Here is a 22,898-nt window from a genome sequence, read left to right on the forward strand (position 1 = left end):
AAGGATGTAGTACCAGCAGAGAAGGATATTATGATGAAATTACAATCAGAAATTAAAAACAAGGGGAGACACCATGAAAAAAACAAAAGGAAATGAACTGCAGCGGGGGTTGGAGCAAAGGCATATTACGTTGATGTCTTTAGGCGCAGCAATTGGGGTTGGACTATTTCTCGGTTCAGCGACTGCCATCAAGTTAGCGGGTCCAGGAATCTTGCTGGGTTATGCTTTCAGTGGAATGATCATGTTCTTCATTATGAGGGCGCTAGGGGAAATGGCAATCCAAAAGCCTGTTTCCGGATCATTCAGCAAATATGCCAGGGACTATCTTGGTCCTTTGGCAGGGTATATTACTGGCTGGAACTATTGGTTTCTATGGATTGTTACTGGCATGGCGGAGATCACTGCAGTCGGTATATACATGGAATACTGGTTTCCGGAAATACCTCGATGGATATGGGCGCTTGCTGCTCTATTGATCATGGCGTCAGTCAACTTCCTGGCTGTGAAAGCTTATGGGGAACTTGAATTTTGGTTTGCCCTGATTAAGATTGTCACTATTTTAGCGATGATTGTTTCAGGGGCAGGAATGATATTCTGGGGAATCGGCAATGGCGGAATTGCTACAGGCATCCAAAACTTATGGGAGAATGGCGGCTTTTTCCCTAATGGGATTAAAGGTGTTCTCTTATCATTGCAAATGGTCATGTTTGCCTACCTGGGAATCGAGATGATCGGGATAACGGCAGGTGAAGTCAAAAATCCTGAGAAATCACTTTCGAGAGCCATCGATTCAGTATTCTGGCGCATCCTGATATTCTATGTCGGCGCATTATTCGTGATTATGTCTATCTACCCATGGAATGAAATCGGGGAAAAGGGAAGTCCTTTTGTACTCACTTTTGAACAATTAGGAATTCCTGCTGCAGCTGGTATCATAAATTTCGTCGTATTGACTGCTGCCCTATCATCCTGCAATAGCGGGATTTTCAGCACAGGACGGATGCTGTTTAATCTTGCCAATCACGGGGAAGCACCACAGAAATTCAGCAAGTTGACGAAGAATGGAGTCCCTGGTTTTGCCATTCTGGCTTCTGCTGGAGCATTGCTGATTGGAGTCGTCTTGAATTATGTTGTCCCAGCGAAAGTCTTTGCCTGGGTGACAAGTATTGCGACGTTTGGAGCTATCTGGACCTGGGCGATCATTCTGCTTTCACAAATTCGTTACCGCAAGAGTCTGCGTCAGAATGAAGTGGACAAGCTGAAATATAAGCTGCCATTGTTCCCGTTCACTTCCTATCTATCATTGGCGTTCCTGGCTTTTGTAATCGTACTGATGGCCTTTAGTCCTGACACAAGAGTTGCCCTTTTCATCGGGCCGCTTTGGCTCGCTCTTCTTACAGGAGTATACTATGCTAAAGGATTTCATAAAAAGGATCATGCAATTAACAATACAAATATAGGGTAAAAAATGCGTCTGTTCTTCCTTTTTGAAGAGCAGGCGCATTTTTTTAATGATAGTTTCTGCCCCCTAGGGCTCTTATAATACGTAAAAATAGACACTGAAAAAATGGGCAAGGCTTCCGAGCATGATGAAAATGTGGAAGATTTCATGGAAACCCAGATGCTTTGAACGCAGGAAATCCGGTTTTAAGGCATAAATGACGCCGCCAATGGTATATAAGATTCCACCGGCAACCAGCCAGAATATTCCCGCTGGATTAAGCACGGAGGAGAGGGGAGAGACAACGAAAATCACCATCCAGCCCATTACGATATAAATCGAAGTCGAAAGCCATCTTGGGCTCCTGAACCAAATCATTTTAAAAAGAATGCCGCACAAAGCTACAAATGTGATGATGCCAAAAAGCGTCCAGCCCGTTAATCCTTTTAAACTGATCAGGCAGAACGGTGCATAGGTTCCGGCAATCAAGAGGAAAATCATCGAATGGTCGATTTTTCGAAGAAAAGCAATGACGCCATCCTTGCTTATGACCATGTGATAGGTCGCTGAAGCAGTATAAAGGAGAATCATGCTTAGGCCAAAAATTATCACAGAAGTAATCGCCAGGGCTGAGCCATCTGTCATTGAAGCTTTGATGACTAACGCAAGAAGCCCAGCAAAAGATAACAAAGCACCGGCCAGGTGGGTAAGGCCATTAATAGGTTCGCGGATATAGCTGTTCATTTTAAAACCTCCATATATCGTTATGTAGTTTTTATAACTACTTATAATGATATTATGATTACACCAAGTAGTCAATGTTTACGATATTCTTTTTTTGCATTATAATAAAAACAAAAAACATGAGGGATTCATATTGACTAATTTAGCTAACCTGCTTGATCAGCTTAATCTTGAAAGCAATATCGCGCTTGAGGACATCCCTGAACTCGACTTGTATATGGATCAGGTAATCCAGCTGTTCGAAAGGAATTTCGGAAGTTCAACAAGGAATGAAGGAGAAAAGGTCCTGACGAAAACAATGATCAACAATTACGCGAAAGGGAAGCTGTTCCTTCCGATAAAAAATAAAAAGTATTCAAAGGAACATTTAATTCTGATCAGCTTAATTTACCAGCTGAAAGGCGGCTTATCCATCCAGGATATCAAGCAGACACTTGAAGGCATCAACCAGAGGACCGAGTCAGGGCAGTTTGAATTGAACCAGTTTTATCAGAGTTATTTAAGGCTGCATGAAAAAAATATCGAGATCTTTAAGGATGACGTTCTTCAAATGGAGCAGGACGTTAAACAAGAAGTAAGCACTCTTGAGGCAGATGAATCAGAGGAGCTCGAGATAGTATTATTGATAGCATCGTTAATAAATATCAGCAATTTTTACAGAAAGACGGCCGAGAAGCTTGTAGACCAGCTTGCGGCGAAAAACGCTAAAAAGGACTGAACCAAGTGTATTTAACAGTAAAAGAAACAGCAGAATATTTGTCGATGCCAGAGGCACAGGTCGAGAACCTGATCTTACAGCGGAAAATCAGGGCAATTCATGATGGAGAGCAGTACCTGATTTATAGAGACCAATTTAACACCCATCTTAAGCAGGTAGAGAAATACAAAAAACTGGTCGAGGAAATGATGAGTGAGCCAGTTCCTGAAGATATTGACATAAAAGATGAGGATTAAAAAAACGCGAGAGGACAAGTCCTTTCGCGTTTTTATTTGGCTGCTTTTTCGACATTCTTCATTTTGTCTTCATGCTTGATTGGCAATTGGACGGTAACCTCTGTTCCCTTTTCTGGCTCACTGTCAAACTTTATGGTGCCATTATGGGATTGGACGATTTTAAAGCTCACGGTCATCCCCAGTCCGGTTCCTTTTTCTTTGGAAGAGTAGAAAGGTTCACCAATTCTTTCAAGCAATTCTTTCGAGATTCCTACACCCTCGTCCTTGATATTGATCGAGACCTTATTATCAAAGCTGTCGAGCGTGATGACAACGACATCTCCTGCAGAAGAAGCTTCGATGGCATTCTTAACAATGTTGATGAACAGCTGCTTAAGCTGGTTTGGTTCACATTCAATCATGGCTCGGTGACCTTTGACCTGGAACTCGATTTGAATATTATGGAGACTCGCCTCAGTTTTCAACAGGGAAATCACATCATGTAAAATCATCTGCAGGTCAGCTTCTGTGTATTTGATTTGCTGGGGCTTGGCCAACAGCAGCAATTCACTGACTATATGATTAATCCTGTTGAGTTCATCGATCATGATTTGGTAGTAAAGCTGGTGCTTTTCATCCTCCACCTGAAGCAGCTGTACCAGGCCTTTTAAGGATGTAAGCGGATTGCGGATTTCATGCGCAACACTTGCGGATAACTCACCGACGACGGACAGTTTGTCTGTCCTGCGAAGACGCTCTTCTGTCTCGCGCAGCTCTGTCACATCCCTTGAATTACAGATAATGCCGGCAATTTTATCATTCACGATAATCGGAAGTGAGGTGCTCTGGAAAATAAGCTGTTTTCCGTTCTTATGAGTCATCTCCAGCTCGAACATCTGCGGACAGCGATTTTCCACAACGCTCGATACCTTGGCCCATACTCTGTCCCTATGGGTCTCTGGAAGCAAGTCAGTAATGTTTTTTCCAATATATTCACTACGGCTGAATCCAGTTATTACTTCGAACTGCGGATTCAGATTAGTGATTGTTCCGTTCAAGTCAAGCATCGAAACAATATCAGGGCTATATTCAAACAGGGAACGATATTGCTGGCGGCTTTCTTCAAGAAGCGTCTCAACATTTTTCCGTTCCGTACTGTCCCGGCCGATGATGACTAACCCTTGACGGCTGCCATCATCATTGAATAGAGGGACTTTTATTGTATCAAATGTTTTGACCGTCCCATCCGGCTGCGGCAGGAATTCCTCAACACGGATGATTCCGCCGGCTTTCCAGGCCTCTTCATCGGAAATCTCGCAATACCTCAGGGCATCGCCGAAATATTTGCTGTACTCTGCAAGCTCTGAGTCCTTTTTTCCTCTATAGTCAATATTCTCAATATCGAATAGTTTTAAGCCAAAATCATTGGCCTGGATCCAGCGGCCTTCTCCATCTTTGAAGTTGACAAAATCAACCATCGAATTGATCAGTGTGGAGAGTCTCTTCTCTTCTTCTTTAGCAGCACTCAATTCTTCCATCTTCGAAATGAAATAATAGAAAAACCATCCTGCGAGTAAAACATAGAGAATTTCCTTCGAATGTTCAATCACTGTAACAAAGTCGGAAGGTGCGTATAAATTGAGCAGATAGTTTGTCCCGAAAATCCAGACAATGCTCATAATGAAAAAGATAAGGACATATTGCTTTTTTTTCATATCTTGACTCCTAAAGTAAGCGAATAGGCCTACATGATTTCAAATAGGGTTACTAATCTATAGTAGCACAATTTTGTCAATTAAAATGAAGAATATTTCCATATTAGCATTTCTATTAAATGGAAAAACATGCATAGGATCGAAATAGCTTCGCTCCTATGCATTTCATGATTAAAATTCGCCATCAGTAGCCTGGAAAGGTATATTCAGCCGGTTCTCCACGGTCCGCAGCCTCTGATTCAAACGGTTTAAACGACGGGTATGCCGCTCGTCATTTTGGCTCAAACGGGTGACCTCATTGTTAAGACGGCCAATTTCTTTATTGAGTCTGGCAATCTCTCTGTTTTGGCGGCCCATCTCTTTGTTCTGCCGGTCAAGCTCTGTCTTTTGAACCTGTAATTGCCGTTCAAGCTGGTTCACTCTACGTTCCAGAGCTGGCTGCCGGTCGAAGTTCTGCTGTTGTGAATAGTAATCAAAATCATAGTGTGTATAGGGATCATAATACTGTGGATTGTAGATTTGATAAGGATTCATACGGGTACACTCCTTTTGAAAAACGTCCCTGAGAATAAAATCATTATAGAGTATGTGGGTGAACGCGGAGGGTGCAAGGCTTTTACATAAAGAAGGAAAAAACATGAGGTACAGCGAAAGGATATTCAGGTGGTGAGATTAATGGGAATGTCAAGTTACTATCAGGCACTTAGAAGTAAAATAGGAGGTGACCTGATATTCATGCCCAGCGTAGCCGGAATCATCAGGAATACAGCGGGCGAAGTTTTGTTCCAGAATAAGGGCAATGGAGAGAAATGGAGCCTGCCTGCAGGAGCGATCGAAATAGGCGAAGCACCTGCTGAAGCGGTTATCCGTGAGGTGTGGGAAGAAACCGGACTGAAGGTAGTCCCGGAAAAATTGCTCGGTATATTTGGCGGCAAGGACTATCGCTATGAATATCCAAATGGCCACAAGGTCGAATATGTGGTGTTCGTGTTTGAATGCAGAATCACAGGAGGTGACCACAGTCCAATCGACAGCGAGACAGCAGAGCTGTGTTACTTCAGTGCGGAAAATAGGCCGGAATTAGCCTTACCTTATCCTGAAAGCATTTTTGTGGTAACGGATCGTGACAAGACTGAGTTCCAGTGGGATGAGGGATGGGTGAAAGCTTAAGCGGAAGAGATGCATAAAAAAGAGAACGCGATCACCGCGTTCTCATCCTTTTCTAAGTTGCTCCAATACGACCTGAGCATCATACCCTGCAGCAAAATCAATGATGATCGAATCCTCGCCTTTTATCGCTTTTACAAGATGATCAACCAATGAATCTGTCAGGGAATCATCAGCGTGCAATGGCAAAATGTCTTCGCCAAGCTTGCCCCCTTCAAGTTGTGCCCAATTCAGCAGTGATAAAGTTCCTTGGTTCCCAAAAGCGGTAAAGGCAATTTCCTCCTTGCCTGCAATCTGGCTCATGCCATCAATCAGTACTGGAGTACCATCGGATAATTCCAATAAAGCCAAAATCGCAATCTCGCTTGCCTGCGGATCTTGCGGAAATTGCAATTGGACATCTTTTACTTTAACAATGCCAAAAATCTTCTGCAGCTGCTGGATGAAGTGGACGCCAACCTCCAGTACATAACCACCCTGTTCCTTGCTCGCAACCCAGGCATTCTGCTGCCACGGTCGCGGCCATTCAGGAAAGTGCATCTTCAATTGAACTCTCCGCAGCTCGCCAACATAATTATCCTTAATTAACCTTTCAAAAGTCCTGCTGCCGGCACTGTAATTCAGCGGGAAATTCATCGCATGGACAATACCAGCATCTTGTGCCTTTTTTAATAGACTCTCCGCTTCTTCAACTGAGTTAGCCAGCGGTTTCTCACATAAAATATGTATTCCTTTCTCGATTACATCAGAAGCGACAGCATGGTGGAACTTCGGCGGCACCGCGACATAAACAAGGTCCAGTTTAGTGTTATCAAGCATTTCTTTATGGTTCGTAAATGCCGGAATCCCGCCCAATTCCGCAGCAATCTCATTTGTCCTTTCCTCCACAGTATCACATACCGCTGCAATTTCAGTTTCATGGTGACTCTGAAATCCTTTGATCAGCCTCTGGCCAATCGCGCCAAGACCAATCACTCCGACTTTTAACATAGCAAGACCTCCAAATCTGTTAGTTCTTTTTCTTCATTATACAAACTATTTTAAAAATTCAATAGTTTAGTAAGTCTAAATTTTTCAATGTCGAATTATAGGTCGATATCATCACGATTTTGGTTATTGCGTGGTAGAAAAACAGGGAATTTGTATAATTATTTGATAATTAATAATATTGTAAATAAATAGTTTAATTGCTAAAATAATAATGCACTACATATTAAAAGATTTTATTAATGGAAAGGGGTAGGAATTTGAAGAAAAATCTAGGTCTTAAGGTCCTGTCGAGCATTACGATGACCGCAATGCTCGCAAGCACGCTTTCATTCGCGTCTGCTGGACCCGCTACAGTCAAAGCTGTTGAAAAGCCGAGTTACCAGACCCATGGAGGAGCACCAATCGATTTAGGCATCGCAAACGATGAGAGATTGATAGAAATGCTGAAGAAAGAAGGAAAAATCGCTAAGGATGCAACTCCTGCTGAGGCTGAGAAGGGATTGCAGAAATACTTAAAAGCGAAAGCTGCTAATTCCGGTAAGACGAAGGATAAGTTGCCAGAATCACTTGGACAGCTTAAAAAAGGTGCGGAAAAACCAAATAGCGACAGCCTGACTAAAGGCAAAGGGAATAAACTTGGACAGGCTAAGAAGAATACTGTGGATGGGGTGCAAGAAGAGGGATACAACGGAGAGGTTCGATCAGATAAGGTTCTAATACTTAAAATCGATTTCCCTGATTACGCCCATAATACTATTACTCCAGAAGAGACAGGTTTTTATTATGATAACTATTCTGATGAGCATTTCCAAAACATGGCATTTGGCAAAGGTGGTTACGATGGTCCAAATGGCGAGAAATTCGTCTCTATGAAACAGTATTATGAACAACAATCTGGCGGCAGCTATACAGTTGATGGTGAAGTGGCTGGCTGGTATACAGCAGATCATCCAGCGGCATATTATGGCGGTAATTACCCGGCTCCAGATGGCAGTGATGCCCGTCCGCGTACGTTAGTTTATGAAGCACTTACGAAAGCTGGCCAAGATCCAAACGTTAATCTAAGTGAGTATGATGTTTGGGATCGCGACGACTATGATGGTGATGGTGTTTACAATGAGCCAGACGGACTCATTGACCATTTAATGGTTATTCATGCAGGAGTAGGTGAAGAAGCAGGCGGCGGTTCACTTGGCGGGGATGCAATCTGGTCACACCGTTGGAATCTCGGTAGACTTGTTGCGGTACCGGGTGGTAGTTCAAACAGTGATCGTTTTGGAGGCCTTTTAGGGGCTTATGACTATACAATCGAGCCAGAAGATGGAGCGGCTGGCGTCTTCATTCACGAATTTGGCCACGATTTAGGACTGCCAGATGAATATGACACTGTCTATAGCGGTGCAGGCGAAGCAGTTGCTTACTGGTCTGTTATGGCAAGCGGCAGCTGGGCAGGTAAGATTGGCGGAACAGAGCCACCAGGATTCAGTCCATATGCAAAAGAAAAACTCCAACTATGGCACGGTGGTAATTGGTTAAGTGGAACAACATTGAATTCTGATGATATTACAAGTGCAGGCACAAATGTTTTACTTGACGAAGGTGTTACTAAAGGCACCAATAATGATGCGGTACGAGTTAACCTTCCGAAAAAAGTAAACGTATTGAACACACCAGCTGCAGGATCATATGAATACTATGGCGGCAAAGGAGATGAAGTTGACCACAAAATGTCAGCTGCAATAGATTTAAGTGGTGCAACTGCTGCAACCCTCGATTTTGATGCCTGGTATAATATTGAGCAGGATTGGGATTATGCAATGGTTCAAGTATCGACCGATGGTGGGGGAACATGGGAGTCTTTATCAAGTGGTAGAACAACATCTACTGTGGATCCTAATGGATATCCAGATATCAAAAACAATCTTCCTGGTTATACTGGATCAAGTAAAGGCTGGGTTCACGAAACAATTGATCTAAGTAAGTATGCCGGACAAAAAATCCAGCTTCAGTTCCGTTCAATGACGGACTGGGCGACAAATCTAGATGGATTCTTTGCTGATAACATCAAGGTAACGGCAGATGGGAATGAAGTATTCTCTGATGGTGCCGAGGGAGAACCTAAATTTTCATTAAACGGGTTTGAAAAGCATGATGGAAAGTATACTACCGATCATTATTATCTTCTTGAGTGGAGATCCCATAATGGTGTCGATGAAGGCTTGAAAAACATTCGTCGTGGGGCAACGATTATGTCCTATGATCCAGGGTTAGTCGTATGGTATGTAGATGAAACTTATGATAACAACTGGACAGGTGATCACCCTGGGGATGGATATCTTGGAGTAGTCGATGCGGACCAGCATACTAATTATTGGAGTGATGGAGCTGTAGGTTCTACTCGCTACCAAGTACACGATGCTGCATTTGGACTTGAAAAATCCGAAAAAATGTTCTTGAACTATCCAGGACAGTTTACTATGAAGGACAATTATACTAAGCGCAACCCATTGTTCGATGATAGCGCAGATTATAGCAATCCAGGTCTTGTAGATGCCGGCCGTAATGTAACTAAATACGGCTTGAAATTCCGCGTTGTTGGACAAAGTGCTGACGGTACAGTTGGTAAAGTATTAATCTTTAAGTAAAAAAAAAGAAACGCTGCCGGATTTTCGGCAGCGTTTTTGTATATCTCTAATCAATATCAGGCTGGAACCCAATGAGCTTCGCTTTTTTGTCAGCCTTGGCATCCGAGTCAGGGAAGGTAATGACCGAGGCGATGTATTCCCAACGAAGGAACAGGTGGGTTATGCAGGTTTCTTCGACCTGGTCTTCGGAAGGTATGACGGTGCCATCTTCTTTTTGAACTGGAGTCCGTTTGTAGCATGGGTTCTCAACCCAAATTCCCATACTCTCAGTATGGATCAGTTTTACCAGGTACCATTCATCGGGTTGATAGATACCTGTAATCTCGCCAATCATATTTTCGGGAAAATTTTTCAGTTTAACTTGAACCTTTTGATTAACATACGCATCTAAAAACATGTGCATTCTCCTTTCAAAAAACTCATCCTTTACCTACTTCCTTTTTCAGCAAAAAATAAACATGAAAAAAAGGCCAATATTGGCCTCTTCTACAAAAATAGCACCATCAATTCTTCATCATGATAGCTGCCATCAATGACCAACGCATTCTTATCAACCCCGTATGTTCTGAATCCGAGAGAGTAATAGAGCTTTTTAGCAGGTTCATTGCTGGCATTGACGGCGAGGTATATCTGTTCAATTCTGCTTAATTCTCTGGCCTGTTGGATCGCTGTTTTTACTAGTTCCCTGCCAGCGCCCTTACCGCGATGTGAGGAAGTAACATACATGGCAAAGATGTTCGCACGGTGTTTCAGCTTTACTTTTATATCTGGGACAAGAGTAACAACACCGGCCAACTGACCATCGTCAAACGCGCCAAATGTATAAGAAAGTTTATTATCAAGCCTTTCACCGTAATCAGACTCACCCAGATGCTTCTCATCTTCATAACTGGAGCCGAAAGCCTCTGGATTCTTAATCAAGGCTTCATGGCGGAGAGCCCGATAACTCTCAGCAGCCCTGCCATCTAATCTTCGAATTTCCATAATGGTCACCTCTGTCTAAATTGGTTGTTTAATTCAATTCTAGATTTAAAGCCGGATTCCCTCTAAGAAAAGTAAGTTCGGACAGATTTCAAGGTATAAGCGCGATTACTGTCAGAAGCAGGAATAACTTCTGACAGATTTCTAAGAGAACGGGCAAAAGCTGTCCAAAGAGGAAGCAACTTCAGACAGGTTAGAGGGAGAACGGGCAAAAGCTGTCCAAAGAGGAAGCAACTTCAGACAGGTTGGGAGGTGAAAGAGGAAAAGCTGTCCAAAGAGGAAGCAACTTTAGACAGGTTGGGAGGAGAAAGGGCAAAAGCTGTCCAAAGAGGAAGCAACTTTAGACAGGTTTGAAGGAGAACGGTCAAAAGCTGTCCAAAGAGGAAGCAACTTTAGACAGGTTTGGAGGAGAACGGGCAAAAGCTGTCCAAAGAGGAAGGAACTTCAGACAGGTTGGAGGGAGGAAGGGGAAAAGCTGTCCAAAGAGGAAGCAACTTCAGACAGGTTTGGAGGAGAACGGGCAAAAGCTGTCCAAAGAGAGAGCAACTTTAGACAGGTTGGAGGAAGAAAGGGGAAAAGCTGTCCAAAGAGTGAGCAACTTTAGACAGGTTGGGAGGTGAAAGGGGAAAAGCTGTCCAAAGAGGGAGCACCTTCAGGCAGGTTTGGTGAGAAGCCTGTGAAAGCTGTCAAAAATAACCCGTTATTAAGACAGGTTTGGTGGGAAGCCCATGAAAGCTGTCAAGAATCATACACTATTAAGACAGGTTTTGATGGGCACACAGAAAAGCTGCCTATTGCCCATCCAGCCCACCTGCAAAGTCTATCCTCCAAAAAAACCTCCCCGAATCCAACAAAACCCGGGGAGGCTACTTATCTAATCCATATATTAAAGCTTAAACGAACTCTTGAGCGAAACGATACGGTTGAAGACTTTTTTGTCATCTGTCGTATGTTTCGGATCGACGTTGAAGTAGCCGTGGCGGAAGAACTGGAATTTGTCCTGTGCCTTGGCGTCCTTCATATTTGGTTCGATAAAACCGTTCAGGATTTCAAGGGATTTTTCGTTCACCTGATCCAGGAAGGTTTTGTTTTCAGCCTCGTTGTCACTATCTGCATCTTCGTCCAAAATCAACGGCTCATACAGACGGAATTCTGCCGGCAATGCGTGGGTTGCGTCAACCCAGTGCAGTGTTCCTTTTACCTTGCGGCCAGTGAAGCCTGAACCGCTTTTTGTTTCTGGATCATAGGTGCAATGAAGCTCAACCACTTCGCCATTTTCATCCTTGATTACATCATTACATTTAATAAAATAAGCGTGCTTAAGACGGACTTCATTACCAGGGAACAGTCGGAAGTACTTCGCTGGCGGATTTTCCATGAAATCGTCCTGCTCGACATAAATCTCGCGGGTGAATGGGATCTTACGAGTGCCCATTTCCGGGTTCTCGGGATTAATTTCGGCATCCAGCCATTCCACTTCTCCTTCAGGATAGTTGGTAATGACAACTTTCAACGGACGAAGCACTCCCATCGTACGTGGTGACTTCAGCTTAAGGTCTTCGCGTACAAAGTGTTCAAGCATTTGGGCGTCAACGGTTGAGAATCCTTTTGATACTCCAGCTGCTTTTACGAATTCACGTATTGCATCCGGTGTGAAACCGCGTCTTCTTAGGCCGGAAATCGTTGGCAGACGAGGATCATCCCAGCCATCAACATATCCTTCTTCTACAAGCTGCTTCAGTTTGCGCTTGCTCATTACCGTGTTTGTCAGGTTGAGGCGGCCAAATTCAATTTGTTGTGGAGTTGCTTCCATTTCACACTCGCGGACAACCCAGTCGTAAAGCGGACGCTGGTCTTCGAACTCGGTTGTGCACAAGCTATGGGTGACACCTTCGATAGCATCCTCAAGAGGGTGGGCGAAAGCGTACATTGGATAAATGCACCATTTATCCCCAGTGTTATGGTGTGTTGCATGCGAAATTCGATAGATGACCGGGTCGCGAAGATTGATGTTTGGTGAAGACATGTCAATTTTCGCGCGCAGAACCTTTTCACCATTTGCGTATTCGCCGTTCTTCATGCGTTCGAACAACTCAAGATTTTCTTCCACTGAACGGTTGCGATACGGACTTTCTTTGCCAGGCTCAGACAGTGTGCCGCGATATTCGCGAATTTCATCGGCTGACAAATCATCCACATAAGCTAATCCCTTTTTGATCAACAGGACAGCGCGGTCGTACATTTCATCGAAATAATTGGAAGCAAAGAACAAACCTTCCCATTCATAACCGAGCCATTCAACATCTTCCTTAATGGAATCTACGAATTCCTGGTCTTCCTTCAGCGGGTTCGTGTCATCGAAACGGAGGTTTGTCGTGCCGCCGAATTCATCAGCAAGCCCAAAATTGATCACGATGGATTTCGCGTGACCGATATGTAAGTATCCGTTCGGTTCTGGAGGGAACCGCGTCACGACTTTATCACGCTTGCCGCTCTCCAAATCTTCTTTAATGATTGTTTTTATAAAGTTAGAGTTTTCTTCCAATTGAAATCAGCCTTTCCTTTGATCAGTCTCATTATGTCTATTTTAATGATTACTTTAATATATTTCCACTGAACTATATAGTAATAAGAAAAAAGCGGAAAAACAAGAGGTGTATGGCTATGTTTGTACAAAAAAGGCGCCCTGGAACAAGGCACCTGCTAATTATTTTGCCAGTACATACTTAATGACCTCGTTGGTCAAATTCGGAACGATTTTAACGGAGTAGTCTATTTCCATCCGTTCGTAGCGTTTATGGGCATCCAGCCCGTGTGGCCCGATATTGACCACAGGGACATTCAGTTCGCGGATTTCCTGGTAGTCCACAAAAAATTTCGTACCCCAGCTAGGGTTATTGCGGGAGGCAGAATCCAGTGCTTCGTCATCATCACTCAATGCAACAAAGCTCATATCGGATATATAAGGAAAGAAACTGCGAACCACAATTGGTTCCTCATATTCTGGCTGAACCTTTTTAACAGCTGCATCCACAGCCTCAATCAGATTTCGCTCATCCTCAGTTTCGCCAGTCACTTCAATTCTTGGCGAATAGAGTGAAGAGTAGAAAACAATGATTGCGGGACTCTGATCTGGCATCCACTTCCATGCTTCCTCGACGACTCTGGCTGCGTACATCCTTAAATCAAGGGTGGCATCAAGAAGAAGGTTTTCTTTGAACTCAACCATATGGGCCGTATATTCCGTGCCATGTACCCTGATCAATTCCGATTCCATTTCTTCATAGGTCATCACCCTCGGCTGCCATTGAAGCTCCCTCGAAGGCTCACCGCTGAGCTGGCAAAATTGCTGATAACGTTCCTCATATAACTTCAATGCATTTTCAAAAGCGATCTTAGCCTGCTCCTTCAATTTAACAAGGACATCCTTGGGCGTCCAGGAGTGGATAAAGAAATTGTAATAAACATAAGCAGACAGTGCCGTTTGCACGGTATAGTTCGGCTTGAGATCCATTTGCTTTAAAGACACGGGAGGCATCGTCGTTTCCCCGAGTGCCTCGTTGCAGAGGTCAGGGTTGTAGTCGATTTGCCTTGTCAATTCAGCGGCAATCAGGTTGGGATCCAAGCCTTCGAACGCTGAACCAACATGGGTTTCAGAGCCAGTTATAAAAAAAGAAGGCAGAAGCTTTCCGACAGTGCCTTTATAGATATAGCGGTTCTTGTCCCCGGGAAATCTTGGTGAGACAAAATCACTATTGATCGCAGCAACGTATTCAAAGCCATGTTCTTCTTTCCAGGCATTTAAGTTTTTGACCGCTGACAGGATCCCGTACGAGCTGTCCTCTTCATCACATTCCGATAAAAAAACCAGGTTTCCATCCAAATCTTCCGGATGCTCTGAATAGTATTTCAGAAGATAGAGATTGGAGGCGACCCCGCTCTTCATATCAAGCACCCCGCGCCCAAACATCCAGTCACCCGATTCAGCGTGCTCCTTCACTAGAGGAGGAAGTTTTTCCTTTTTCAACTCAATAAGGAGTTCATCTGGATTAAACGCCAGGCCGGAAAGCTGAGTAAAATCATCAATCCCGACCGTATCAAGATGCCCTATCAAAATGACGGTACGGTTGCTTTTGCCTTTTGTTCCTTTTACAAAAGCCAATACATTGTACCTTTCAAGTACATCATTCTGAGTCTGCGGTTTGATGACCTGGGTGGGATTCTCTATAAAATAAGGAAACGATGAAATCATCGTATAAAGTGCCTGGGCAATTTCGTTCTCTCCATTTGTATTGACAATGCTCCCGATGTTCACAAGCTGCTTTGTGTAAAACAAAACTTCATCCTGGCAGTCAAGCATCCAAAGCATCTCCTTTCTGAAAATTCAGCTTTTACCAACAAAGTAACGTATATTAACAGGAAACACAATAGAAAAAAATGGCTGTCCCCAACTATTATAGAAAAAATCCCCTATTGCGGATAGGGGATTCCAACACTTAGCTTTGTTAGATAATGCAGATATAGGATCGAAAAAGGGATTATATCTGTTTTTTAATTCGCAAATTGTGTCCCAGCATATGAGTGATTGCTGCACATGGTCGGCGGTAGGGGATTTCTTTAACAGTCTAACTTAATTAAATGACACAATTAATTGAGGTGCAAATTCAGGTGTTTCTCCTCCATATAGATTTAAAATATCAGAAGCAAAATCGGCGAGCGTATCGGCTTTTAGTCGGAACTGTGTTCTGCCAGTCTTATTGACCATATCAAGGAGAGATACAGGAATGTTGATTTCTGAGTATTCGTTATCTGCAACGGGAATAGGCATTGTCGCAAAATCAATCGAGCCTGCAGGCGAGGGCGCCGCATTATAATCCCCTTGCTCTAGATTGCTGGAAGTTGCCCAGTACCCTTTTACTAAACTTACTGAAAGAGAGCTAACAGACCCTGATAAAGATTTTCGATATACTCTAAGCTTCGCGCTGGATATATTGGCATCATCCTGAAGTAAGCTTGTATCAAAAGATAAAATTGTCCTGAATGTATCGCGATTGCTCATCCCTTTGTCGCCAACTTTGCTAGCAGCTGTACTAAGTCCATCTGCTAAGTACATTCCTGTAAAACCATCTTCTGAAGCAAGGCTCGATAAGGTTAGAGTTTTGCTGGCTGTAATGATATCGTACGTTTCGGTCTTGACTGCTTCCTTATTTCCAGTTTGGTCAACACTGAAAAACTTTAGAACAGTATCAGATGTGATGTTTATTTTACTGTTATAAACTGTTGAACTCTCAGTAGGAGTAGTTCCGTCCGTTGTAAAATAAGTAGTGGCTAGTTCATTTGCCGCTAATTCAACTGAAACAGAGCCTGAATACGAGCCGCCAGCAGGAGTGGCCGAAGTCACAGGAGGTGTGATATCCGACTGTCCCTCAAAAGTATAGGTTTCTGTTTTTATCGCCTCTTTGTTGCCTGCAGCATCCACACTGAAAAACTTTAAAGTTGTATTCGAACTAATAACTAAGGGAGAAGAGTATTTGGATGAGCCAGTGGAAGGCGTGCTTCCGTCAGTGGTATAGTAGGTTGTTGATGGTTCATTCGCTAATAATTCGACTGTTACCGCTCCTCCATATGTTCCGCCAGGGGGAGTGGCTGCTGTTTGTGGTGCAATACTATCGACTCCCTTCTTTGGGTTGTTTTTGAAGAAATTCCACATGAGTTCACTTGAGTCTGGGCCTTGAGGGTCTGTGTAAGAGCCTGTTGTATCTCCGCCAGACCAAGCATGGCCCATTCCATCTACAATATATTTTTCTACTAGAGTTCTTCCATTAGAGTCATTGTATTTATACTTGGTATAGGACCTTCCCCCGGTTACCGAGCCGTGAATGGTTTCATCAGCGACATCATCGATGTTATTATTATCCATTCCATCGGAAGCTAAATCATTTGTTTGTGCCCATTGGGATGCAACTTGATGACCGTTTATTGGATAAACGGTGTAATCAGAGGTTCCATGAAAAACAATGGTTGGAACTATTCTAGCGTAAGATCCCATGGCTTTATATGCAGCAGTCCCTTGCTGGACAGGATCTGGACCACCGCTTGACATCGCACTCCATGCATTGGTTTCTGTAGTAGCGGCTTTGTATTCCAATCCAGAACTGACACCAACTGCAGCAAAGACATCCGGATAAGCTGCCCCCATAATCACCGACATGGCGGCACCTGCCGAAAGGCCAGCAACAAATACTCTCTCCTCATCTACACTGAAATTTTTTTTGACTTGGTCAGTAATACCCGCAATATGGGCAGGATCTCCGTACCCGCGTGCTTGGTGATCAGGCAGGAACCAGCGCCAGCACTTATTTTGGTTTGCTGAGGATGGTTGATCGGGATAAACAACAATGAATGTTTCTCTTTCAGCAATCGTATTCATTTTTGTGCCGGAAGCAAATTGGTTAGGATCTTGGGTACAGCCATGGAGCATCATTATGACCGGGATAGGGGTTCCGCTTTGGTATCCGCTTGGTACGTAAACTTTATAGCTTTTACTATTATAGCTATAAGTTAGAAACTGCCCTGCCGCATTTGTTTCTTTCGCCATGGGGAACAAGGAAGACAAGATAAGGATAAACAGAACGACCAAGATGTTTACCTGTTTTTTCTCGATACTAAACTTCATTATTATTCCTCCTTTAATTGTTAATTGTCTAAAAGATGAACATCACTTCTAAAGTTCTGCGGCATTTGCATAAAAGATTGGATTAATGATAAGCAGGAAGAGTTACAGTGGAGTTACAGAACAATAGCAATCCAGCCTTTATAAATAATGAATTGGTGTATGGCCAATCCCTGACGTCATAGGACAAAAGTATCTTTTTACTAAACAAGCAAATTAGTAATTTATCAAGGAAAAGTAACGCGGTATAATGAGATGTGCAAGCGTTTTCATAATTTGGTTGAGGAGTGTGCCGAAATTGAGAAAGGTAAAGTTTACTCTTGTTTTAGGTTTATCAATTATTCTGTTGCTATCATCCATTGGAACTATTGAAAGAGCGGGAGCTGCAACTCCAACAAATGGGACATTAATGCAGTATTTCGAATGGTATCTGCCGAATGACGGAGAGCATTGGACTCGCTTGCAAAATGATGCGGCAAACTTAGCAGGCAAAGGTATATCAGCTGTGTGGATACCGCCAGCTTACAAGGGGACCTCACAAAATGATGTCGGTTATGGCGCTTATGATTTATATGATTTGGGTGAGTTTAACCAAAAGGGAACGGTCAGGACCAAGTACGGAACGAAAACACAGCTGAAATCAGCCATTTCAGCACTGCATAGCCAAAATATTAATGTATATGGCGATGTTGTTATGAATCATAAAGGCGGCGCGGATTACACCCAAGCAGTAACGGCTGTCGAGGTAAATCCGAATAACCGTAATAACGAGGTATCTGGTGATTATCAGATAGATGCATGGACAGGATTCAGTTTTCCTGGGAGGGGTAATACATACTCCAGTTTTAAATGGCAGTGGTACCATTTCGATGGAACAGACTGGGACGAAAGAAGAGATTTAAGCCGTGTCTATAAATTCAGAGGAACCGGGAAGGCTTGGGATTGGGAAGTGTCTGGCGAGTGGGGGAATTATGATTATTTGATGTACGCAGACTTGGACTTCAGTCATCCTGATGTTGCAAATGAAATGAAAAATTGGGGCACGTGGTACGCGCGAGAGCTTAACCTTGATGGTTTCCGTTTAGATGCGGTTAAACACATCAAGCATGATTACTTAAGGGACTGGGTTAACCATGTCAGAACACAGACCGGTAAACAGCTTTTTACTGTTGCTGAATACTGGCAAAATGATATTAACGCGCTGAATAACTACCTTGCGAAAACAAATTATAATCATTCCGTGTTTGATGCTCCGCTCCATTATAATTTTCATTATGCTTCAAACAGTAATGGCAATTATGATATGAGAAACATCTTGAACGGCACAGTTGTTGCCCAGCACCCTACGCTCGCAGTAACACTTGTCGAAAACCACGATTCACAGCCAGGGCAGTCACTTGAATCAGTGGTCAGTACATGGTTCAAGCCGCTGGCATATGCATTTATTTTAACCAGGGAACAAGGTTATCCTTCGGTTTTCTATGGTGATTATTACGGGACTAAAGGGAATAGCGGCTACGAAATTCCTTCATTAAAGACTAAGATTGATCCGATTCTAACTGCACGAAAAAATTATGCTTATGGAGTACAGCATGATTATTTTGACCATTGGGATATTATTGGCTGGACAAGAGAAGGTGAAGGAACGCGGGCGAATTCAGGTCTGGCAACATTGATAACCGATGGTCCTGGTGGTTCTAAGTGGATGAATGTAGGGAAACAGAATGCCGGCGAAGTATGGTATGACATTACAGGTAACCGTACGAACACCGTAACCATAAATAGTGACGGATGGGGTCAGTTTTATGTAAATGGAGGATCAGTTTCGGTTTATGTTCAGAAATAGAAGAACTAGTAAAACGGCATTCCAGTCGGATTGCCGTTTTTATCTAAAAAATCCTGTATTAGTTCAGCTAAGTAATAGGATTCCCCTATTCTGACAGTGAATAATATAGAAAAATATATCCGAGTTGTCCATTAGGTTTCACAGTAGCTATTTAAATGTCTTAAATTTTTGAAATCCCCTTATTCCAAATTCTCATTTCTAGATGATTAATAGTAGGGTATATGTATATGCGAGAACTCAATGGATTTAATCCACAGAACAATCCTCAATACATCACATAAACAAAATTTCCCTTTTATTTATACCGGGGACTGTGCTATTATTTAGAAATGCGAAATAACATTGAAAATCTTCTTCTGCAGAAGATTTTTTTCTTTTTTAACAATCAATAATGAAAAAGTAGAGAAAAGAACAGAATCATTAGTGAACAGCTCTATTAATAAAGGGGAGGATATTTTTGTCAAAACTTAAAGAGCCATTATGGACCTCTTCATTCATAAAGCTGATGGTCGGGAATCTGTTTGTATTTATGTCCTTTCAGATGCTGATTCCGACTTTGCCACCCTATATAAAGTCAATTGGTGCGAATGGGACCGAGATTGGTCTTGTTACCGCCCTTTTCTCCATTGGGGCTGTGTTGAGCAGGCCATTCATCGGATTCATGCTTGAATACAAACACCGGAGACCGCTTGTTTTGATTGGTGCAGTGCTGCTGCTCTTGATTACATTCCTGTATCCGCTGTCGCAGGTAGTCGTCATTTTCCTGGCGATCAGGCTGTTGCATGGGCTTGCCTGGGGATGGTCTACGACTGTCAATGGCACGGCTGCCGTTGATGTAATCCCCAACTCGCGGCTAGGAGAAGGAATGGGTTATTACGGACTGTCCATCACAATTGGGATGATCATTGCTCCGAGTCTTGGGATATTCTTATTTCAGGTTACGACGTTCGAAAATCTGGTGTACATCTCGGGTGCGCTTGGCGTCATTTCCCTGATCTTGCTCGGAACCGTCAATTATCAAACACCTGAACAGGTTATCAATACAAAAAAGGAAGATTTAAAATTCTCCTATCTTGGCTCACTTATTGAAAAGTCGGGGTGGTTCCCGGCAATGCTGACTTTGCTCATTAATCTCGGGTATGGGACAATCGTCACCTTCATCGTTATTTTCGGAGAGGAACGAGGAATTGATCAAATCTTTCTGTTTTACCTTTGCAATGCCATTCTAGCTTCATTGTCACGTCCGGTAGCAGGGAAATGGTTTGACCAGAAAGGTCCTGCCGGGCTTGTTATTTTAACGATCACCATCACCATTGCTGGTATGTGGGTGCTTTCGTTCGCTCACTCTAATATGATGATTGCAATTGCCGGCGTTTTGTTCGGGATTGGATTCGGATCATTGATCCCAACCCTGCAATCATGGACGTTATCGATGACACCAGCAAACAGGCGTGGGGTGGCAAATGGAATGTTCTTCTCATCAATCGACCTTGGGATTGGATTGAGCGGTTTGATTTTCGGAGTTTTTGCGCAGTATGTAGAACTTGGGACATTGTTCCAGATTTCAAGTGGTTTCATCGTACTTGCACTAATCCTCACGATTATGAAAGGCAAACAAAAAGGGGAAGTACGACTTCCAAAGAAGGCAGTTTCCTAAGGCAAAAGCTAGCCGTTTCATGGCTGGCTTTTTCTATGGTTGCTAATATGCTCTCTTTTGATTTAAACTGATAAAGAAATTTACACAGTACGGATTGGTATGTGAGGATGATTATGGATAATCAGGATCAAACATTTGAAGTGATGCGGGCCTGTCTGCTGGCCGGCAAAATCATGCTCCAGAGCGGCGCCGAAACATATCGGGTCGAGGACACGATGTCCAGAATGGCTTCTGCGCTCGGCATTGACAAGACACACAGTTATGTTACGCCGACTGGAATCATTTTTTCTGTAGAAGGTATAGGACCAGAACGGACTAAACTTGTACGAATCTCCGACCGGACAACTGATCTGAGAAAAGTGGCGATGGTCAACAGTGTCTCGCGCAAAATCAGCAGCGGTGAGGTTGGACTTGCGGAGGCATGCAGGCTTTTGGTGGAGATTGAGGAAGCAAATCTAACCTACTCATTTATGATTCAACTCATTGCAGCTGCAATTGCGAGCGGCTGTTTTACCATCATGTTCCTGGGCAGCTGGCTTGATTTCCTGCCTTCAATGGCCGCAGGGGGAATCGGTTTCTTCCTGGTCGTTTATTTTCACCGGATTGTGCCAGTAAAGTTTTTCGCTGAATTCCTGTCATCCTTTATGATTGGTATGATTTCGTTTTTCTTTGTAAAACTTGGATTAGGACAGGAACTGGATAAAATTATTATCGGCTCAGTTATGCCGCTTGTTCCTGGCTTGCTGATCACGAATGCGGTCAGGGATCTGATGGCAGGCCATTTGGTCTCAGGATTGTCAAAGGGAGCAGAAGCATTGTTGACCGCGTTTGCGATTGGTTCTGGCATAGCGGCAATTTTATCTTTCTTGTAGTCAGGAGAAAAAACGATGGTTTATATAGAACAGTTAATTACAAGTTTTATTGCATCGGCAGCGTTTGGAATCATTTTTAACGCACCCAGGGAATCACTGGTCAAATGCGGAATTTCCGGGATGGTGGGCTGGATTGTTTATTTTGCCCTGGATACAAATGGGGTCGGGACGATTTTTGCCACATTGATAGCTTCCTTCCTGATTGCGGTTGTCAGCCAGGTGTTCGCGAAGGCATACAGGACGCCAATTATCATATTTAGTGTCGCTGGAATTATTCCATTGGTTCCGGGCGGATTGGCGTATGATGCGATGAGAAACTTTGTGGAGAACGACTACAGCATTGCCCTTTCGTTAGCTGCGAAAGCGTCGATGATATCGGGCGCCATCGCTGTCGGACTTGTTTTTTCTGAAGTAATCAACCAGGTGATTAGAAGATCAAGCCTTGGGCCGGTAAAATAATCATTAAGAAGACTCGCATTGGATGTGAGTCTTTTTTATTTGCCAAAAAAGGGATTCATTAGTTTGTGGAGAATTGATAGTTAAAAAGATTGAAAAAAAAGGGATGGGGACATGGAAATTCTTTTAATCAGGCATGGTGAGTCAGAAGGGGATATCCTTCAGGTTCAAGAAGGCCGGGCGGATTTGCTTCTGACGGACCGGGGCCGCCGACAGGCAAGGGAAATGGCAAAAGTCGTAAAGGAAAAATATATGCCGGAAGTGATCTGGTCCAGCACATTGAAGCGTGCAAGGGAAACGGCAGAAATCCTGAGCGGTGAAACAGGTGTCGCTGTGATTGAAGATGACGGAATAAGAGAATTCAATAATGGAGTTTTGGCAGGCTTGCCCTATGCAGAAGCGAAGGTGCGTTATCCAGAGCCAGAGGGCGGGCGAAAGCCGCATGAACCAATCGAGGATGGAGAATCCGAGCTCGAATTCCGCTTCCGTGCCCAAACAGTATTTTCAAAGATTCTAACAGAAAGCGCAGGAAGGAAAAGGATCGCGATTGTCTCGCATGGAGGTATGATTTCCAATCTGCTGAGGGCATTTTTGAATCTGCCAGTAACCAATGATATCTATTTTCCAACCGGAGACACAGGGATCCATTTGCTTAAAATAAAAGAAGGGCAAAAAACAGTCATGTTCCTGAATGATTGCAGCCATCTGGCAAAAGTAGATGCAGAGGAGCTTTCTGTCCAAATTTAATTGACATCGTGGAATTAAAAACAGCCTGAAT

General features: G+C 43.4%; 19 protein-coding genes. 10 read left to right on the forward strand and 9 right to left on the reverse strand.

Going from position 1 to position 22,898, the window contains the following annotated elements:
- Nucleotides 1–73 precede the first annotated feature (73 nt).
- Nucleotides 74–1,465, forward strand: a complete 1,392-nt coding sequence (alaP, locus tag B5X77_RS04780) for an alanine permease AlaP (protein WP_079505600.1) — start codon at nucleotides 74–76, stop codon at nucleotides 1,463–1,465.
- A 72-nt stretch (nucleotides 1,466–1,537) separates the two neighbouring features.
- Here the strand turns inward: alaP and trhA are convergent, their stop codons facing one another.
- Entirely contained in the window at nucleotides 1,538–2,185 is a 648-nt protein-coding gene (gene trhA / locus B5X77_RS04785) for a PAQR family membrane homeostasis protein TrhA (protein WP_079505602.1), read from the reverse strand.
- Between the two features lie 133 nt (nucleotides 2,186–2,318).
- Here trhA and B5X77_RS04790 point away from each other — a divergent pair, with 133 nt between their 5' ends.
- Together B5X77_RS04790 and B5X77_RS04795 are read left to right on the forward strand one after the other, a co-directional pair.
- A complete protein-coding gene (locus B5X77_RS04790) occupies nucleotides 2,319–2,903 on the forward strand; it encodes a DUF1836 domain-containing protein (RefSeq protein ID WP_079505604.1) in 585 nt (194 codons plus the stop codon).
- Nucleotides 2,904–2,908: 5 nt separating this feature from the next.
- Nucleotides 2,909–3,139 carry an excisionase family DNA-binding protein gene (locus B5X77_RS04795; protein ID WP_079505606.1) on the forward strand — a complete coding sequence of 77 codons (231 nt, stop codon included), beginning with the start codon at nucleotides 2,909–2,911 and terminating at the stop codon, nucleotides 3,137–3,139.
- A 32-nt stretch (nucleotides 3,140–3,171) separates the two neighbouring features.
- On the opposite strand, the gene B5X77_RS04800 is transcribed toward B5X77_RS04795, so the two are convergent.
- Together B5X77_RS04800 and B5X77_RS04805 are read right to left on the reverse strand one after the other, a co-directional pair.
- Nucleotides 3,172–4,833: a PAS domain-containing sensor histidine kinase gene (locus B5X77_RS04800; RefSeq protein ID WP_079505608.1), complete on the reverse strand. Its 1,662-nt coding sequence runs from the start codon at nucleotides 4,831–4,833 to the stop codon at nucleotides 3,172–3,174.
- A gap of 171 nt (nucleotides 4,834–5,004) precedes the next feature.
- Nucleotides 5,005–5,367, reverse strand: a complete 363-nt coding sequence (locus tag B5X77_RS04805; RefSeq protein ID WP_079505610.1) for a hypothetical protein — start codon at nucleotides 5,365–5,367, stop codon at nucleotides 5,005–5,007.
- Nucleotides 5,368–5,508: 141 nt separating this feature from the next.
- Between B5X77_RS04805 and B5X77_RS04810 the strand changes: the two genes are divergently transcribed.
- Nucleotides 5,509–6,003 (forward strand): NUDIX hydrolase, encoded by a 495-nt coding sequence (locus B5X77_RS04810; protein WP_079505612.1) that lies wholly within the window; start codon nucleotides 5,509–5,511, stop codon nucleotides 6,001–6,003.
- A gap of 42 nt (nucleotides 6,004–6,045) precedes the next feature.
- Here B5X77_RS04810 and B5X77_RS04815 read toward each other — a convergent pair whose 3' ends face one another.
- Nucleotides 6,046–6,990 (reverse strand): Gfo/Idh/MocA family protein, encoded by a 945-nt coding sequence (locus B5X77_RS04815; RefSeq protein WP_079505614.1) that lies wholly within the window; start codon nucleotides 6,988–6,990, stop codon nucleotides 6,046–6,048.
- Nucleotides 6,991–7,289: 299 nt separating this feature from the next.
- Here B5X77_RS04815 and B5X77_RS04820 point away from each other — a divergent pair, with 299 nt between their 5' ends.
- Nucleotides 7,290–9,635: an immune inhibitor A domain-containing protein gene (locus tag B5X77_RS04820; RefSeq protein ID WP_079505911.1), complete on the forward strand. Its 2,346-nt coding sequence runs from the start codon at nucleotides 7,290–7,292 to the stop codon at nucleotides 9,633–9,635.
- A 46-nt stretch (nucleotides 9,636–9,681) separates the two neighbouring features.
- Here B5X77_RS04820 and B5X77_RS04825 read toward each other — a convergent pair whose 3' ends face one another.
- The 5 genes from B5X77_RS04825 to B5X77_RS04850 all read right to left on the reverse strand — a co-directional run bounded on the left by B5X77_RS04825 (nucleotide 9,682) and on the right by B5X77_RS04850 (nucleotide 17,292).
- Nucleotides 9,682–10,032 carry a hypothetical protein gene (locus tag B5X77_RS04825; RefSeq protein WP_079505616.1) on the reverse strand — a complete coding sequence of 117 codons (351 nt, stop codon included), beginning with the start codon at nucleotides 10,030–10,032 and terminating at the stop codon, nucleotides 9,682–9,684.
- 89 nt (nucleotides 10,033–10,121) lie between these two features.
- Nucleotides 10,122–10,619, reverse strand: a complete 498-nt coding sequence (locus B5X77_RS04830; protein ID WP_079505618.1) for a GNAT family N-acetyltransferase — start codon at nucleotides 10,617–10,619, stop codon at nucleotides 10,122–10,124.
- Nucleotides 10,620–11,502: 883 nt separating this feature from the next.
- Nucleotides 11,503–13,161: a glutamine--tRNA ligase/YqeY domain fusion protein gene (locus B5X77_RS04840; RefSeq protein WP_079505622.1), complete on the reverse strand. Its 1,659-nt coding sequence runs from the start codon at nucleotides 13,159–13,161 to the stop codon at nucleotides 11,503–11,505.
- A gap of 162 nt (nucleotides 13,162–13,323) precedes the next feature.
- Nucleotides 13,324–14,976 (reverse strand): M20/M25/M40 family metallo-hydrolase, encoded by a 1,653-nt coding sequence (locus tag B5X77_RS04845; RefSeq protein ID WP_079505624.1) that lies wholly within the window; start codon nucleotides 14,974–14,976, stop codon nucleotides 13,324–13,326.
- A gap of 270 nt (nucleotides 14,977–15,246) precedes the next feature.
- Complete coding sequence (locus B5X77_RS04850) at nucleotides 15,247–17,292, reverse strand: extracellular catalytic domain type 1 short-chain-length polyhydroxyalkanoate depolymerase (protein WP_079505626.1); 2,046 nt, start codon at nucleotides 17,290–17,292, stop codon at nucleotides 15,247–15,249.
- A 295-nt stretch (nucleotides 17,293–17,587) separates the two neighbouring features.
- Between B5X77_RS04850 and amyS the strand changes: the two genes are divergently transcribed.
- From amyS to B5X77_RS04875, 5 genes are all read left to right on the forward strand, one after another.
- Nucleotides 17,588–19,135, forward strand: coding sequence for an alpha-amylase (gene amyS / locus B5X77_RS04855; RefSeq protein WP_373887796.1), 1,548 nt, complete (start codon nucleotides 17,588–17,590; stop codon nucleotides 19,133–19,135).
- Between the two features lie 505 nt (nucleotides 19,136–19,640).
- Nucleotides 19,641–20,792, forward strand: coding sequence for an MFS transporter (locus tag B5X77_RS04860; RefSeq protein ID WP_079505913.1), 1,152 nt, complete (start codon nucleotides 19,641–19,643; stop codon nucleotides 20,790–20,792).
- Between the two features lie 113 nt (nucleotides 20,793–20,905).
- On the forward strand, nucleotides 20,906–21,664 hold the full coding sequence (locus B5X77_RS04865) for a threonine/serine exporter family protein (RefSeq protein WP_079505630.1): 759 nt from the start codon (nucleotides 20,906–20,908) through the stop codon (nucleotides 21,662–21,664).
- A gap of 15 nt (nucleotides 21,665–21,679) precedes the next feature.
- Nucleotides 21,680–22,123, forward strand: a complete 444-nt coding sequence (locus B5X77_RS04870; RefSeq protein ID WP_079505632.1) for a threonine/serine exporter family protein — start codon at nucleotides 21,680–21,682, stop codon at nucleotides 22,121–22,123.
- A 111-nt stretch (nucleotides 22,124–22,234) separates the two neighbouring features.
- On the forward strand, nucleotides 22,235–22,867 hold the full coding sequence (locus B5X77_RS04875) for a histidine phosphatase family protein (protein WP_079505634.1): 633 nt from the start codon (nucleotides 22,235–22,237) through the stop codon (nucleotides 22,865–22,867).
- Nucleotides 22,868–22,898: the final 31 nt, after the last annotated feature.

Source organism: Mesobacillus jeotgali (assembly GCF_900166585.1).
Taxonomy (GTDB): domain Bacteria; phylum Bacillota; class Bacilli; order Bacillales; family Cytobacillaceae; genus Mesobacillus; species Mesobacillus jeotgali_A.

What these genes read in the sequence shown, in the direction of transcription:
- alaP (WP_079505600.1), top strand. Translation starts at nt 74, where the DNA reads ATGAAAAAAACAAAAGGAAATGAACTGCAGCGGGGGTTGGAGCAAAGG.
- trhA (WP_079505602.1), bottom strand. Translation starts at nt 2,185, where the DNA reads ATGAACAGCTATATCCGCGAACCTATTAATGGCCTTACCCACCTGGCC.
- B5X77_RS04800 (WP_079505608.1), bottom strand. Translation starts at nt 4,833, where the DNA reads ATGAAAAAAAAGCAATATGTCCTTATCTTTTTCATTATGAGCATTGTC.
- B5X77_RS04805 (WP_079505610.1), bottom strand. Translation starts at nt 5,367, where the DNA reads ATGAATCCTTATCAAATCTACAATCCACAGTATTATGATCCCTATACA.
- B5X77_RS04810 (WP_079505612.1), top strand. Translation starts at nt 5,509, where the DNA reads ATGGGAATGTCAAGTTACTATCAGGCACTTAGAAGTAAAATAGGAGGT.
- B5X77_RS04815 (WP_079505614.1), bottom strand. Translation starts at nt 6,990, where the DNA reads ATGTTAAAAGTCGGAGTGATTGGTCTTGGCGCGATTGGCCAGAGGCTG.
- B5X77_RS04820 (WP_079505911.1), top strand. Translation starts at nt 7,290, where the DNA reads ATGACCGCAATGCTCGCAAGCACGCTTTCATTCGCGTCTGCTGGACCC.
- B5X77_RS04825 (WP_079505616.1), bottom strand. Translation starts at nt 10,032, where the DNA reads ATGTTTTTAGATGCGTATGTTAATCAAAAGGTTCAAGTTAAACTGAAA.
- B5X77_RS04830 (WP_079505618.1), bottom strand. Translation starts at nt 10,619, where the DNA reads ATGGAAATTCGAAGATTAGATGGCAGGGCTGCTGAGAGTTATCGGGCT.
- B5X77_RS04845 (WP_079505624.1), bottom strand. Translation starts at nt 14,976, where the DNA reads ATGCTTGACTGCCAGGATGAAGTTTTGTTTTACACAAAGCAGCTTGTG.
- B5X77_RS04850 (WP_079505626.1), bottom strand. Translation starts at nt 17,292, where the DNA reads ATGAAGTTTAGTATCGAGAAAAAACAGGTAAACATCTTGGTCGTTCTG.
- B5X77_RS04860 (WP_079505913.1), top strand. Translation starts at nt 19,641, where the DNA reads ATGGTCGGGAATCTGTTTGTATTTATGTCCTTTCAGATGCTGATTCCG.
- B5X77_RS04865 (WP_079505630.1), top strand. Translation starts at nt 20,906, where the DNA reads ATGGATAATCAGGATCAAACATTTGAAGTGATGCGGGCCTGTCTGCTG.
- B5X77_RS04870 (WP_079505632.1), top strand. Translation starts at nt 21,680, where the DNA reads ATGGTTTATATAGAACAGTTAATTACAAGTTTTATTGCATCGGCAGCG.
- B5X77_RS04875 (WP_079505634.1), top strand. Translation starts at nt 22,235, where the DNA reads ATGGAAATTCTTTTAATCAGGCATGGTGAGTCAGAAGGGGATATCCTT.